This is a genomic window from Streptomyces yamdrokensis, assembly GCF_053890455.1.
Genome location: NZ_CM132679.1, coordinates 3220217 through 3233422 on the forward strand (window position 1 = coordinate 3220217; position 13206 = coordinate 3233422).

Below are 13206 nucleotides of genomic sequence, written 5' to 3' on the forward strand. Positions count from 1 at the left end.
GGAAGGGGCGGGAGCGCCGGCCGGCCGGGGCCGGCGCTCCTCACCGCTGCTGCGCGCCTCACTTGCCGTAGGCGAGCATCAGCTTCTCCTTCGTCTCGTCGTTGCCGGTCAGCCGGGTCGTCGAGATGTAGAAGCGGCCGTCGACCCAGTCGATCGACTTGCTGAAGAAGCTGTTCTCGATGGACGCGGTGCCCTGCGGGTTCTGCAGGAGTGTGACCGGCTCGTGGCTGCTGCCGGTGGCCGGGACGGAGACGATCCGGCCACCCCCGTCGTACGACGGCTCCACGTAGGCGATGAGGTTGCCGCCCTCGGCCTTCACGGGCACCATCGAGTCCGCCACGGGGGACTTCACCCGCCACTTCTCCTTGCCGGTGGCGAGGCCGATCGCGACGATCTCGTTGGCCCCGGTGGTCGCCTTGGTGGGCAGGTAGAGGGTGTCCCCCTCGACGACGACGCCCTCGCAGCCCTGGAGGTCACGGGCGAGGATGGCCCAGCCGCAGTCGGCGGAGAAGTCCTCGTCGACGTCGACCTGGGAGCGGATCGAGCCGTCGGCGCCGAGCGTGGAGATGTTCCACGCCTTCTTGTCCTCGTTGGTGCTGTAGATGACCACCGGGTCGACGGAGTAGGCGCGCGAGACGCGCCAGCCCTTGTCGAACTCCTGGGTCCACTTGACCTTGCCGGTCTTCGGGTCGAGCTCCTGGACCTCGTCGTGCTCGTTGTCACCGCCGGCGCCGCAGGACGCGACCTGGATCAGCCGCTCGCCGCCCGCGAACCCGGCGGGGAAGCAGGCCTCGCCGTACTTCTTCTTGTCGTACATCTTGTCGCCGGACGTCACGTCGAACGCGGTGCCGGACTGCGAGCGGCCCACCATCAGCGTGTCGCCGCTGAGGGTCATCTCGATGGAGAGCGCGGAGTCGAACAGCGCGCCGTCGGCGACCTTCTGCGTCCAGCCCTTCTCGCCGGTGTCGAGGTCGACGAGCTGGAGCTGGTTGCACTTGGCGCGGTCGCTGCTGCCGCTCATGTACGCGATGACGACCTTGTCGTCGGCCGTCTTCTCCGAGGTGACCGCGCAGATCTTCTGCGGGAAGGCGATCGGCTCCCAGGCCGGCTTGCCGTCGGCGACCTTGTAGGCGGAGAGCTCCTTGTAGGCCGCCTTCACCGCCGTCTTGTCGGTGATCCACATGCCGGGGGCGTCGGCTCCGGAACCGGGTGCGTCGGGCGCCTCCTTGTACCAGAGCACCTTGGCCTCGCCGGACTTGCGACCCTCGTTGAGGTCCTCGGGGTCCGAGCCGCCGTCACCCTCGCCGTCGCCCGGGTTGACCGGGGCGCCGGACGACTGGGGTTTGGGGTCGTCACCGGTCTGCTGGGCGACGGGCTTCCTGTTCTTCTCGTCGTCCCCGCCAAAGACCGCCCAGACGGTGCCGCCGACGACCAGCAGCGCCGCCACCGCGGCACCGATGATCATGGCGGGCTTGCCCTTGAAGGGGCTGCCTGAACCGGGGCCGGGCGGCGGGGTGCCGGGCCCGCCCGGGAACTGCGGCTGCGGATAGCCGTACCCCGGCTGCTGCGGCGGGCCGTAGGGGCCGGGCTGCTGCGGCGGGCCGTAGGGGCCGGGCTGCTGCGGCGGGCCGTAGGGGCCGGAGGCGTACGGCCCGGAGGCGTACGGCCCCGGCTGCTGCGCGTACGGCCCCGGCTGCTGCGGAGACGGGGGCTGCTGCGGGTAGCCGTACCCCGGCTGCGGCGGTTCACCGGACGGCGTGCCCTGCGGGGGCGGCGGCGTCTGGGGCGGGCCCTGCGGAGGCGGCGGAGTCGGAGCCCCGAAACCACCACCCGACGCGGGCGGGTCCTGCGGTGCTCCGAAGCCACCCTGCGGCGGCTGACTGGGCGGCTGAGCCATCAGCGCGTTCCCCCTTGCTCACTGATTTTTAGCCACACCCTGAGGTACGTGAGGTTCCCAGAGTCGTATTCACGCGGTTCTTACTCTTCTCGGACGGGGTCTTTCTATCACCCGGGACCGACAGGTCACCGGGCCCCGTCCGCCCCTGTTCCCAAGGAAGAACCGGCCCGTGATGCCCTCGTTACGCGCCTCCACGCCCCCTTCACACACCGCACGCCCCGCGCTCGGGGGTGAGCGGGGGCGTACGGGGCGCCCGTACAGAGGGCGCGTGGGGGCGCGGGTGGGGTGGGGCCGGGGGTCAGGCGTCCTCGGCGAGTTCCAGCCACCTCAGTTCGAGCTCGTCCCGCTGCCCCGCCATCTCCCGCAACTCGGCGTCGAGTTGGGCCACCTTGGTGAAGTCCGTGGCGTTCTCGGCGATCGCGGCGTGCAGCTTGGCCTCCTTCTCGGAGACCTTGTCGAGCTGTCGTTCGATCTTCTGCAGTTCCTTCTTGGCGGCACGCACGTCGGCGGCGCTCTTCTCGGGAACGGCGTCCGCGGCCGGCTTCGCCGACGACGCGGCGGAGGATGCCGCGGAGGTGGCGGCCGTCTCCTCCATCTTCCTGCGCCGCTCCAGGTACTCCTCGATACCGCGGGGCAGCATCCGCAGGGCGCCGTCCCCGAGCAGGGCGAACACCCGGTCGGTGGTGCGCTCGACGAAGAACCGGTCGTGGGAGATCACGATCATCGAGCCGGGCCAGCCGTCGAGGACGTCCTCGAGCTGGGTGAGGGTCTCGATGTCGAGGTCGTTGGTGGGCTCGTCGAGGAAGAGCACGTTGGGTTCGTCCATGAGCAGCCGCAGCAGCTGCAGCCGCCGCCGCTCACCGCCGGACAGGTCGCCCACGGGCGTCCACTGCTTGTCCTTGTTGAAGCCGAACGTCTCGCACAGCTGCCCGGCGGTCATCTCGCGCCCCTTGCCCAGGTCGACGCGCTCCCGGACCGCCTGCACGGCCTGGAGCACCCGCCAGGTGGGGTCGAGTTCGGCGACCTCCTGGGAGAGGTAGGCGAGCTTGACCGTCCTGCCGACGTGGACCCGTCCCGCCACGGGCTGGATCTCGCCCTCGCTGCGGGCGGCCTCGGTCAGCGCCCGCAGCAGGGACGTCTTCCCGGCGCCGTTGACGCCGACCAGGCCGATCCGGTCACCGGGGCCGAGCTGCCAGGTGAGGTGCTTGATCAGCACCTTGGGCCCCGCCTGGACGGTGACGTCCTCCAGGTCGAAGACCGTCTTGCCGAGCCGGGAGGAGGCGAACTTCATCAGCTCGCTGCTGTCCCGGGGCGGCGGGACGTCCTTGATCAGCTCGTTGGCGGCCTCTACGCGAAAGCGCGGCTTGGACGTCCGCGCGGGTGCCCCGCGGCGCAGCCAGGCCAGCTCCTTGCGGACCAGGTTCTGCCGCTTGACCTCCTCGGTGGCGGCGATGCGCTCCCGCTCCGCGCGGGCGAAGACGTAGTCGGAGTAGCCGCCCTCGTATTCGTACACGTCACCGCGCTGCACGTCCCACATGCGGGTGCAGACCTGGTCGAGGAACCAGCGGTCGTGGGTGACGCAGACGAGTGCGGAGCGCCGCTCCCGCAGGTGCCGGGCGAGCCAGGCGATGCCCTCCACGTCGAGGTGGTTGGTGGGCTCGTCGAGGACGACCAGGTCCTGGTCGTCGATGAGGAGCTTGGCGAGCGCGATCCGGCGCCGCTCGCCACCGGAGAGCGGTCCGATGACGGTGTCCAGGCCCTTGGGGAAGCCCGGCAGGTCGAGCCCGCCGAACAGACCGGTCAGGACGTCCCTGACCTTGGCGTTGCCCGCCCACTCGTGGTCGGCCATGTCGCCGATGACCTCGTGCCGGACGGTGGCTTCGGGGTCGAGGGAGTCGTGCTGGGTCAGCACGCCGAGGCGCAGCCCGCCGGAGTGCGTGACCCGCCCGGTGTCCGCCTCCTCCAGCTTGGCGAGCATCCGGATCAGGGTGGTCTTGCCGTCGCCGTTGCGCCCGACGACACCGATGCGGTCCCCCTCCGAGACGCCCAGGGAGATGCCGTCGAGGAGGGCACGGGTGCCGTACACCTTGCTGACGTTCTCGACATTGACCAGATTGACGGCCATTACGCTCCTGCCTGGGGGGTCGATCAGCTGTCCAGCGTAGGCCCTGGCGGACAGCGGGCGGGACGCGAGAGGGCCGTCACTCTTTGTGATGACGTGATCGGAAACGGGCGGCTACCGTAGGGGCAGGCAGCAGGATCCCGTCCATGGGAGGAACCATGACCGCCGAGTCCGTAGAGCACCGCCACCACTGGCCGGTGCCGCCCGTGGACGGCTACACCGTGGACGACCTGTTCACACTGCCCGATCTCCCGCCGCACACCGAGCTGATCGACGGGAGTCTCATCACCGTGAGTCCGCAGCGCAATTTCCATGCAGACGTGATCGACCTGCTGGTCAGCGGCCTACGGCGAGACATGCCGAAGAAGTTCAGGGTGAAGCGGGAGATGACCATCGTCCTGGACCGGCGCAACGGACCGGAACCCGATGTGAGCGTGGTCTTCGCCGAGGCGGTCCGTGGCCCTGATCAGACCAGCTACCAGGCCCAGGACGTGCTGCTGGCCGTCGAGGTCGTGTCCCCGGACTCGGAGTCCCGCGACCGTACGACCAAGCCGCAGAAGTACGCCGCCGCCGGCATCCCCCACTTCTGGCGCGTCGAGCGCGACGGCACCGGCGGCAGCCCACTCGTCCACGTGTACGAGAGGGACCCGCTGACCCTCACGTACGTTCACATGGGCATGCACCGCGACCGGATCAAGGTCGACCACCCCTATGCCGTCGACATCGACCTGACCGCCGTCACCGAGCTCTGAACCGGGCCCTCACACCACCGTCGCCCCCGGCACCGGACCCGACGCCGTGCGCACCGTGCGGCAGGTGCCGGAGTCGCGCAGCGCGGCCGAGATCGCCTCCGCCGACTCCGCGTCCCGGGCGAGGAAGGCCGTGGTCGGCCCCGAGCCCGAGACCAGGGCGGCCAGCGCACCTGCCGCGCGCCCCGCCGCCAGGGTGTCGGCCAGCTCGGGGAACAGCGACAGCGCCGCGGGCTGGAGATCGTTGGAGACCGCGGCGGCGAGCGCCTCGGGATCGCCCTTGGCGAGGGCGTCGAGCAGGTCCTGCGAGACCACGGGCTCGGGGACGTCCCGGCCCTCGGCGAGCCGGTCGAACTCCCGGAAGACCGCCGGGGTGGACAGCCCGCGCCGGGCCATCGCGAACACCCAGTGGAAGGTGCCGCCGACCTCCAGCTCCGTCAGCTTCTCACCCCTCCCGGTGCCCAGCGCCGCCCCGCCGACCAGCGCGAACGGCACGTCGCTGCCCAGCTCGGCGCAGATGTCGAGCAGTTCCCGCCGCGAGGCGCCGGTTCCCCACAGCGCGTCGCAGGCCAGCAGGGCGCCGGCGCCGTCCGCGCTGCCGCCCGCCATGCCGCCGGCGACGGGGATGTCCTTGGTGATGTGCAGGTGCACGTCGGCGTCCCGGCCGTGGCGCCCGGCGAGCGCGAGGGCCGCGCGGGCGGCGAGGTTCGTACGGTCCAGGGGCACCTCGGCGGCGTCCGGCCCCTCGCAGGTGACGCGCAGGCCGTCGGCGGACGGCGTGACGGTGACCTCGTCGTGGAGGCCGACCGCGAGGAACACGTTGGCCAGGTCGTGGAAGCCGTCGGGGCGGGCCGCGCCGACCGCGAGCTGGACGTTGACCTTGGCGGGCACGCGGACGGTGACGCTCACGCGACGGGCTCCCTGGACGGCTCGGGTTCCTTGGACTGCATGTGCTCGGCGATGCGCGCGAACTCCTCGACGGTCAGGGACTCGCCGCGGGCCTGCGGCGACACCCCGGCGGCGACCAGGGCGGCCTCCGCCGCGGCGGCCGAGCCCGCCCATCCGGCGAGGGCCGCCCGCAGGGTCTTGCGGCGCTGGGCGAAGGCCGCGTCGACGACGGCGAAGACCTCGCGCCGGGTGGCGGTGGTCTTCGGCGGCTCGTCGCGGCGGACGAGGGAGACCAGGCCGCTGTCGACGTTGGGCGCCGGCCAGAACACGCTCCGCCCGATGGCTCCGGCCCGCTTGACCTCGGCGTACCAGTTGGCCTTGACCGAGGGCACGCCGTACACCTTCGAGCCGGGCGGGGCGGCGAGCCGGTCGGCGACCTCCGCCTGGACCATGACGAGGGTGCGCTCGATGCTCGGGAAGGTCTCGAGCATGTGCAGCAGCACCGGGACGGCCACGTTGTAGGGCAGGTTGGCGACCAGCGCGGTCGGGGCGGGCCCCGGCAGCCCGGTGACCCGCATCGCGTCGCAGTGGACCAGCGCGAACCGGTCGGCGCGCTCCGGCATCCGGGCCTCGACGGTCGCGGGCAGCGCGGCGGCCAGGACGTCGTCGATCTCGACGGCGGTGACCCGGTCGGCGGCCTCCAGCAGCGCCAGGGTGAGCGAGCCGAGCCCCGGGCCGACCTCGACGACCACGTCGTCGGGGCGGACCCCGGCGGTGCGCACGATACGGCGGACCGTGTTCGCGTCGATCACGAAGTTCTGGCCGCGCTGCTTGGTGGGCCGTACGCCGAGCGCGGCCGCGAGTTCGCGGACGTCGGCGGGGCCCAGGAGGGCGTCGGGGGTCGGGCTCGTCACGGGACAAGGGTACGGGGCGCGGGACCCCGCAGGTCACGCCTGTGGATAACCGAAGGCCCGTGCCGTGTTCGCCGCGAGGGCCGTGGCGAGGGTGTCCTCGTCCGTGCCGCGTACGGCCGCCATGGCGCGCACGGTGACGGGCACCAGGTACGGGGCATTGGGCCTGCCCCGGTAGGGCACCGGTGTCAGGAACGGGGCGTCGGTCTCCACCAGGAGGAGCTCCGGCGGGGCGACGGCGAGGGCGTCGCGCAGGTTCCGGGCGTTCTTGAAGGTGACGTTGCCGGCGAACGACATGAAGTACCCGGCGCGGGCGCAGATCTCCGCCATCTCCGCGTCCCCCGAGTAGCAGTGGAAGACGGTGCGCTCCGGCGGGCCCTCCTCCTTGAGCACGCGCAGTACGTCGGCGTGGGCGTCGCGGTCGTGGATGACCAGGGCCTTGCCGTGCCGCTTGGCGATCTCGACGTGGGCCCGGAAGGACCGCTCCTGCGCCTCCTTGCCCTCGGGCCCGGTGCGGAAGTAGTCGAGTCCGGTCTCGCCGACGCCCTTGACCTGGGGCAGCGCGGCCAGCCGGTCGATCTCGGCGAGCGCCTCGTCCAGGGCCGCGTCCCCGCCCGGTTCCCGCGCGCCCTGCCGGGACCAGCCGTCGGGGTCTCCGTGCACGATGCGGGGAGCCTCGTTCGGATGCAGGGCGACGGTCGCGTGCACGCTCTCGTACGCGGCGGCCGTGTCCGCGGCCCAGCGCGAGCCCGCGAGGTCGCAGCCGACCTGGACCACCGTCGTCACACCCACCGCCGCGGCCTTGGCGAGCCCTTCCTCCACCGTGCCGGACTGCATGTCGAGGTGGGTGTGCGAGTCCGCGACCGGTACCCGCAGCGGCTCCGGGAGCGGCGGGGCGGCGTTCTGGCCGGAGGTGTCGGAGGTCTTCGAAGGCATGCCCCGATCCTACGGAAGGCCGCGAACGCACCGTCCGGACCCGAGGCGACGCGGGCGGCGGTCGCCGCCAGGCACACCGCCCCCGCCCGAGGGGGCACGGGACCGTATCGGCCTGTGGCTCCACCGCCCGGCCGCGAGCCGGGGCCGCCCCGCCGCGCGCCACCAACCACCCCGCCGTCACCCCGTCGCGCGCCACCGCCGCCCCGCGACGAGGAAGCAGGCCTCCGGCGGTGCCGGCCGCCCCGGCTCACCCCGCGGAGCGCTTCGCCGCCACCACCGCGTCGAAGACCTCCCGTTTAGGCACCCCCGCCTCCACCGCGACCGCCGCGATGGCCTCCTTGCGCCGTTCCCCCGCCTCCTCGCGCACCCGTACCCGGCGCACCAGCTCGGCGGCGTCCACTTCCTCGGGCCCGTGGTCCGGGGCGCCCTCGACGACGACGGTGATCTCACCGCGTACGCCCTCGGCCGCCCATGCGGCCAGCTCGGCCAGGGGACCGCGCCTGACCTCCTCGTACGTCTTGGTCAGCTCACGGCAGACGGCGGCGCGGCGCTCCGTGCCGAACACCTCGGCCATCGCGGCGAGGGTGGCGTCGAGCCGGTGCGGGGACTCGAAGTAGACGAGGGTGCGCCGCTCCCCGGCGACCTCCCGCAGCCGCCCCAGCCGTTCCCCGGCCTTGCGGGGCAGGAACCCCTCGAAGCAGAACCGGTCCACGGGAAGCCCGGACAGGGCGAGCGCGGTGAGCACGGCGGACGGTCCGGGCACGGCGGTGACCTTGATGTCCCGCTCGACGGCGGCGGCGACCAGCCGGTAGCCGGGGTCGGACACGGACGGCATCCCGGCGTCCGTCACGAGCAGCACGCGGGCGCCGCCCGCCAGCTCCTCGACCAACTCGGGCGTACGGGCGGACTCGTTGCCCTCGAAGTAGGAGAGGACCCGCCCCTTGGGGGTGACGCCGAGTGCCTGGGTCAGCCGCCGCAGCCGCCGGGTGTCCTCGGCGGCGACGACGTCGGCGCCGGCCAGCTCCTCGGCGAGCCGGGGCGGGGCGTCGGAGACGTCGCCGATGGGGGTGCCTGCGAGTACGAGGATTCCGGTCACACCTGTCATCCTCCCAGCACCGGCGACCCCGCGGGGACGGCCCGTACCCGCACCCGGCGCGCCCCCATGGCCCCCGCGGCCGGGCGCACCCGGGGCATACCGGGCCCATCCCTCCCGTGCACGGGACTCGCACAGCGCCGTTCCCTACGATGGCGCGGTGACGAGTACCGCGTCCTCCACGGACACCCGGCAGGAACAGCCGCCGCAGGACCAGCAACCGCCGTGGCAGCGGCGGCTGAGCCGTTTCGGCTACACGGCGAGGTCCGGGGGCGACGTCCGCGACCGCTTGGTCCCGCCGTACACGAAGCCGGCCGGCAGACTGTGGACGGCGCTCGGGGTGCCGCCGGCGCTCGGCGAAAGGATCACCCGCTGGTCGGGCTGGGGCGGTCCGCTGCTGGTCACACTGGTGGCGGGGGTGCTGCGCTTCTGGAACCTGGGCAGCCCCAGGAAGGTGATATTCGACGAGACGTACTACGCGAAGGACGCGTGGGCGCTGGTCCACCGCGGCTTCGAGGTCAACTGGGACAAGAACGCCGACAGCCTGGTCCTCTCCTCCGGCGGGGACGTCCCGATCCCGATCGAAGCGGCGTACGTGGTGCATCCGCCGGTCGGGAAGTACGTCATCGGGCTGGGCGAGCTGATGTTCGGCTTCGACCCCTTCGGCTGGCGGTTCATGACGGCGCTGCTCGGCACGCTGTCGGTGCTGATGCTGTGCCGGATCGGCCGGCGCCTGTTCCGTTCGACGTTCCTCGGCTGTCTGGCGGGCGCGCTGATGGCGGTGGACGGGCTGCACTTCGTGATGAGCCGCACCGCGCTGCTCGACGGTGTGCTGATGTTCTTCGTGCTGGCGGCCTTCGGCTGCCTGGTCGTCGACCGGGACCGGGCGCGGGAGAGGCTCGCGGCCGCGCTGCCCGTGGGCACCGACGGCAGGACCCTGCCGGACGCGCACGTCGCCGGGACCGCGCGGCTGGGCCTGCGGCCGTGGCGGCTGGCGGCGGGGCTGATGATGGGCCTGGCGTTCGCCACGAAGTGGAACGGCCTGTACATCATGGCCGCGTTCTGTGTGATGTCGGTGCTGTGGGACGTGGGCTCCCGCCGGACCGCGGGCGCCCACCACCCGGTCCGGGCCGTCGTGCGGCGCGACCTGGGCTGGGCGTTCCTGTCCACGGTCCCCGTCGCCCTGGCCACCTACGTCACGTCCTGGACCGGCTGGTTCCTCTCCGCCGACGACGGCAGCGGCGGCTACTACCGCGACTGGGCGGTGACCGACGGCAAGGACAGCTCCTGGTCGTGGCTGTTCCCCGACTGGTGGCGCAGCTTCTGGCACTACGAGACCCAGGTGTACGAGTTCCACGTCGGCCTGTCCTCGCCGCACCCCTACGAGTCCAACCCGTGGAGCTGGATCGTCGCGGGCCGCCCGGTCTCGTTCTTCTACGAGTCCCCGGCACCCGGCGCGGACGGCTGCCCGGCCGACGCGGCCGAGAAGTGCGCCGGCGAGGTGCTGGCCCTGGGCACGCCCCTGCTGTGGTGGGTGGGCTGCTTCGCGCTCCTCTACGTCCTGTGGCGCTGGTTCTTCCGCCGCGACTGGCGGGCGGGCGCCATCGCCTGCGGCATCGCGGCCGGCTATCTGCCCTGGTTCTTCTACCAGGAGCGCACCATCTTCTTCTTCTACTCCGTCGTCTTCCTCCCCTTCCTGTGCCTGGCGGTGGCGATGCTCCTGGGCGCGCTCGTCGGCCCGCCCCGGGCAGGCGACACCCGCCGCGTGGCAGGCGCCACGGCAGCGGGTGTCCTGACCCTCCTGATCGCCTGGAACTTCATCTACTTCTGGCCCATCCACACCGGCACGTCCATCCCGATCGACGACTGGCGGGCCCGGATGTGGCTGGACACGTGGGTCTGACACAGTCGCCCCCCAAGGTGGAGCTGTGGCGATGGCACCGTTGGGTCCCGAGGACCTGCTCCCCGGCGAAGGGCTGGTCCTGCGCAAGAACGCCAACGCCGTCATCGACGTCCGGGAGGCGGGGCTGTCCCGGTTCGCCTTCGACGGCCTGATGGGGGCGGTGGGGATGCGCGGGAAGGAAGCCATCGGCGGCCGCGTCCATCTGACGAACTACCGGCTCGTGTTCAGGTCCCACCGCGTCAACCGCGTGCGGGGCACGTTCAGTGTCTTCCTGCCCTCCGTCGAGAAGGTCGCGAACACGTCGTCCGGGATCACCCGCCAGGTCACGGTCCCCACGGCGATGCAGGACTTCACGTTCGTCGTCTGGGGCGTTCCCAAGCTCATCGACACCGTCGACCGGTCCCGCGCCGGGTTCGACGACGCGCGCCTGCCCGAGCTGGCCGGCCTCGTTCTGGCCGAGCCATGGAAGGTCGGCGAAGGCCTTCAGGGCTCCGCCCGCCGTGAACCCCTCGGCGCCGGCCTGGACTCCGTACACGGCCGGGGCGACGACTTCTCGACGATCGCGGCAGCCCTCGCCCGAAGGATCGACCCCCGATCCGCCCCCACAGAGGTGGCCGGTGCCCTGCAGGTCGTCGGCCTCCTCACCCGCGCCGCCGGCCGGCACCCGCCCCGGTCCTGACCCCGGGCACCGGCGGCGGGTCCGTACGCGCCGGCCTTCGCAGCGCCTGAAGGGGGCTACGGGGCGGGGTGTACGGGGCATCCCGGAGGACGACCGCCCCTTCACCCGTTCGAAGATGGGCCGACCGCGAACAGATGTCGGCCCGACCCGATCTCCTTTCGGACAACAAAGGGTAACTACCGTCCCTGCCGTCACTCCTTGTGCGTAAAGTGCTCACTCGCCGAACTTTCTGAACACGTTCAGAAGGCGTGGGGGGTCCGGCGGGGGAGGGGAAGCGCCCGATGGGCAAGGGGGTCAAGGCGACCGTCATCGGCGGTGTGTTCGCGGTGATGGTGGGTGGGGCCGGGTACGGGGTCTACAACATCGTGTCGGCGGTGAACGGCGACGGGGGCGGCGGGGGCGGCGGTTCGGACGCGGCCGTGACGAAGAAGTCCGGGCCGCCGGACAAGGGGGAGGTCGAGAAGGCGAGCGCGACGTTCTTCGCGGCCTGGGAGAAGGGGCGGGCGACGCAGGCGGCGTCGTACACGAACAACGCCGAGGGCGCCGCCCCGCTGCTGGCGGCCTACGGCGGGGACGCCCACATAGCCGATGTCGAGATCACGCCCGGCACGGTCTCCGGCACCACCGTGCCGTTCCGTGTGAAGGCGACCGTCTCGTACGACGGGAAGTCCGAACCACTGTCCTACAAGAGCGAGTTGACCGTGGTGCGCGGGCAGACCACCGGGCGGGCGCTGGTCGACTGGGAGCCGTCCGTCGTCCACCCCGAGCTCAGGGACGGCGACACCCTGGTCACCGGGGAGTCCGCGCAGCCGCCGATCGAGGCCGTGGACCGGGACGGCACGGTGCTGACAAAGGACGACCACCCCTCCCTCGGACCGGTCCTGGACACGCTGCGCGAGAAGTACGGCGACAAGGCGGGCGGCACCCCCGGCATCGAGCTGACGATCCGGCACGCCGAAGGCGCCGCCGGTGAGGCGGGTGCCGCCGACTCCACGCTGGTGACCCTCGCGAAGGGCGAGCCCGGCAAGCTGCACACGACGCTCAGCGCGGGCGTGCAGGCCGCCGCCGAGAAGGCGGTGAAGGAGTTCGCCGAGTCGTCGGTGGTCGCCGTGCAGCCGAGCACCGGCGAGGTGCTGGCCGTGGCCAACCACCGCGAGGACGGGTTCGACGCGGCGTTCCAGGGCCGGGTCGCCCCCGGCTCCACCATGAAGATCGTCACCGCGGCCATGCTCATCGACAACGGCGTGACCTCGATGAACGGCCCGGCGCCCTGCCCGCCCACCGCGACCTGGCAGAGCCAGACCTTCAAGAACCTCACCGGCATGGAGCCGAACGAGGGCGCCACCCTCGCCGACAGCTTCCTGCGTTCCTGCAACACGGCCTTCATCAAGCTCGTCGACGAGAACCCGCTGACCGACGCCTCGCTCACCCAGGAGGCGCAGGAGCGGTTCGGGCTCGGCCGGGACGACTGGGCGACCGGCGTCGTCTCCTTCGACGGCAGTGTCCCCGCGGTCGGCGGCCCGGACCGCGCGGCGAACGCCATCGGCCAGGGCCAGGTGCAGATGAACCCGCTGAACATGGCGTCGGTGACGGCCACCGCCATCACCGGCACCTTCCGCCAGCCCTACCTCGTCTCCCCGGAGCTCGACGGCCGGCAGCTGGCGCAGGCGAAGGGCCTGCCGGCCGACACCGCGAGCCAGTTGAAGCAGATGATGCGCCTGACGGCCACACAGGGCACCGCCGCGCAGGCGATGTCCGGGCTCGGCGGTGACATCGGCGCGAAGACCGGCTCCGCCGAGGTCGACGGCAACGCAACCTCCGACAGCTGGTTCACCGGCTTCCGGGGCGACATCGCGGCGGCGGCCATGACCCAGCAGGGCGGCCACGGCGGCGACGCGGCCGGTCCGATTGTCGCAGCTGTGCTACGAGCGGGCGGCTGACCGCGACGCGCGGAAGGCGGGACTCTAGGCTGGTGGCCGTCATGGGCGGGTGAGCGCCGCATGAACACCTGGCCGGTATGACGGTATG

Annotated in this window: 10 protein-coding genes; 4 read left to right on the top strand and 6 right to left on the bottom strand. The window is 72.2% G+C overall.

The annotated features are described in order from the left end of the window. Positions 1–58: 58 nt before the first annotated feature. The gene (locus ACWZEH_RS13950) at positions 59–1897 is read right to left on the bottom strand and encodes an outer membrane protein assembly factor BamB family protein (RefSeq protein WP_456198560.1); all 1839 of its coding nucleotides are present in this window, start codon (positions 1895–1897) and stop codon (positions 59–61) included. A 298-nt stretch (positions 1898–2195) separates the two neighbouring features. After that, positions 2196–4022: an ABC-F family ATP-binding cassette domain-containing protein gene (locus tag ACWZEH_RS13955; RefSeq protein ID WP_456198561.1), complete on the bottom strand. Its 1827-nt coding sequence runs from the start codon at positions 4020–4022 to the stop codon at positions 2196–2198. A gap of 143 nt (positions 4023–4165) precedes the next feature. Here ACWZEH_RS13955 and ACWZEH_RS13960 point away from each other — a divergent pair, with 143 nt between their 5' ends. Further along, positions 4166–4771 (top strand): Uma2 family endonuclease, encoded by a 606-nt coding sequence (locus tag ACWZEH_RS13960; protein WP_456198562.1) that lies wholly within the window; start codon positions 4166–4168, stop codon positions 4769–4771. Positions 4772–4780: 9 nt separating this feature from the next. Here the strand turns inward: ACWZEH_RS13960 and ACWZEH_RS13965 are convergent, their stop codons facing one another. The 4 genes from ACWZEH_RS13965 to rsmI form a co-directional block, all read right to left on the bottom strand. After that, positions 4781–5677 (bottom strand): 4-(cytidine 5'-diphospho)-2-C-methyl-D-erythritol kinase, encoded by an 897-nt coding sequence (locus tag ACWZEH_RS13965; protein WP_456198564.1) that lies wholly within the window; start codon positions 5675–5677, stop codon positions 4781–4783. Further along, positions 5674–6570 (bottom strand): 16S rRNA (adenine(1518)-N(6)/adenine(1519)-N(6))-dimethyltransferase RsmA, encoded by an 897-nt coding sequence (gene rsmA, locus ACWZEH_RS13970; protein WP_456198565.1) that lies wholly within the window; start codon positions 6568–6570, stop codon positions 5674–5676. Before rsmA ends, ACWZEH_RS13965 begins: the two co-directional genes overlap by 4 nt. A 33-nt stretch (positions 6571–6603) precedes the next feature. Continuing rightward, on the bottom strand, positions 6604–7503 hold the full coding sequence (locus tag ACWZEH_RS13975; RefSeq protein WP_456198567.1) for a TatD family hydrolase: 900 nt from the start codon (positions 7501–7503) through the stop codon (positions 6604–6606). Between the two features lie 247 nt (positions 7504–7750). Beyond that, a complete protein-coding gene (gene rsmI / locus ACWZEH_RS13980) occupies positions 7751–8599 on the bottom strand; it encodes a 16S rRNA (cytidine(1402)-2'-O)-methyltransferase (protein WP_456198569.1) in 849 nt (282 codons plus the stop codon). Between the two features lie 157 nt (positions 8600–8756). On the opposite strand from rsmI, the gene ACWZEH_RS13985 reads away from it, so the two are divergent. The 3 genes from ACWZEH_RS13985 (at position 8757) to ACWZEH_RS13995 (ending at position 13118) form a co-directional block, all read left to right on the top strand. After that, positions 8757–10499 (top strand): dolichyl-phosphate-mannose--protein mannosyltransferase, encoded by a 1743-nt coding sequence (locus tag ACWZEH_RS13985; protein ID WP_456198570.1) that lies wholly within the window; start codon positions 8757–8759, stop codon positions 10497–10499. Positions 10500–10530: 31 nt separating this feature from the next. Further along, the gene (locus ACWZEH_RS13990; protein ID WP_456198572.1) at positions 10531–11178 is read left to right on the top strand and encodes a hypothetical protein; all 648 of its coding nucleotides are present in this window, start codon (positions 10531–10533) and stop codon (positions 11176–11178) included. Positions 11179–11459: 281 nt separating this feature from the next. After that, complete coding sequence (locus tag ACWZEH_RS13995) at positions 11460–13118, top strand: penicillin-binding transpeptidase domain-containing protein (RefSeq protein WP_456198574.1); 1659 nt, start codon at positions 11460–11462, stop codon at positions 13116–13118. Positions 13119–13206 lie beyond the last annotated feature (88 nt).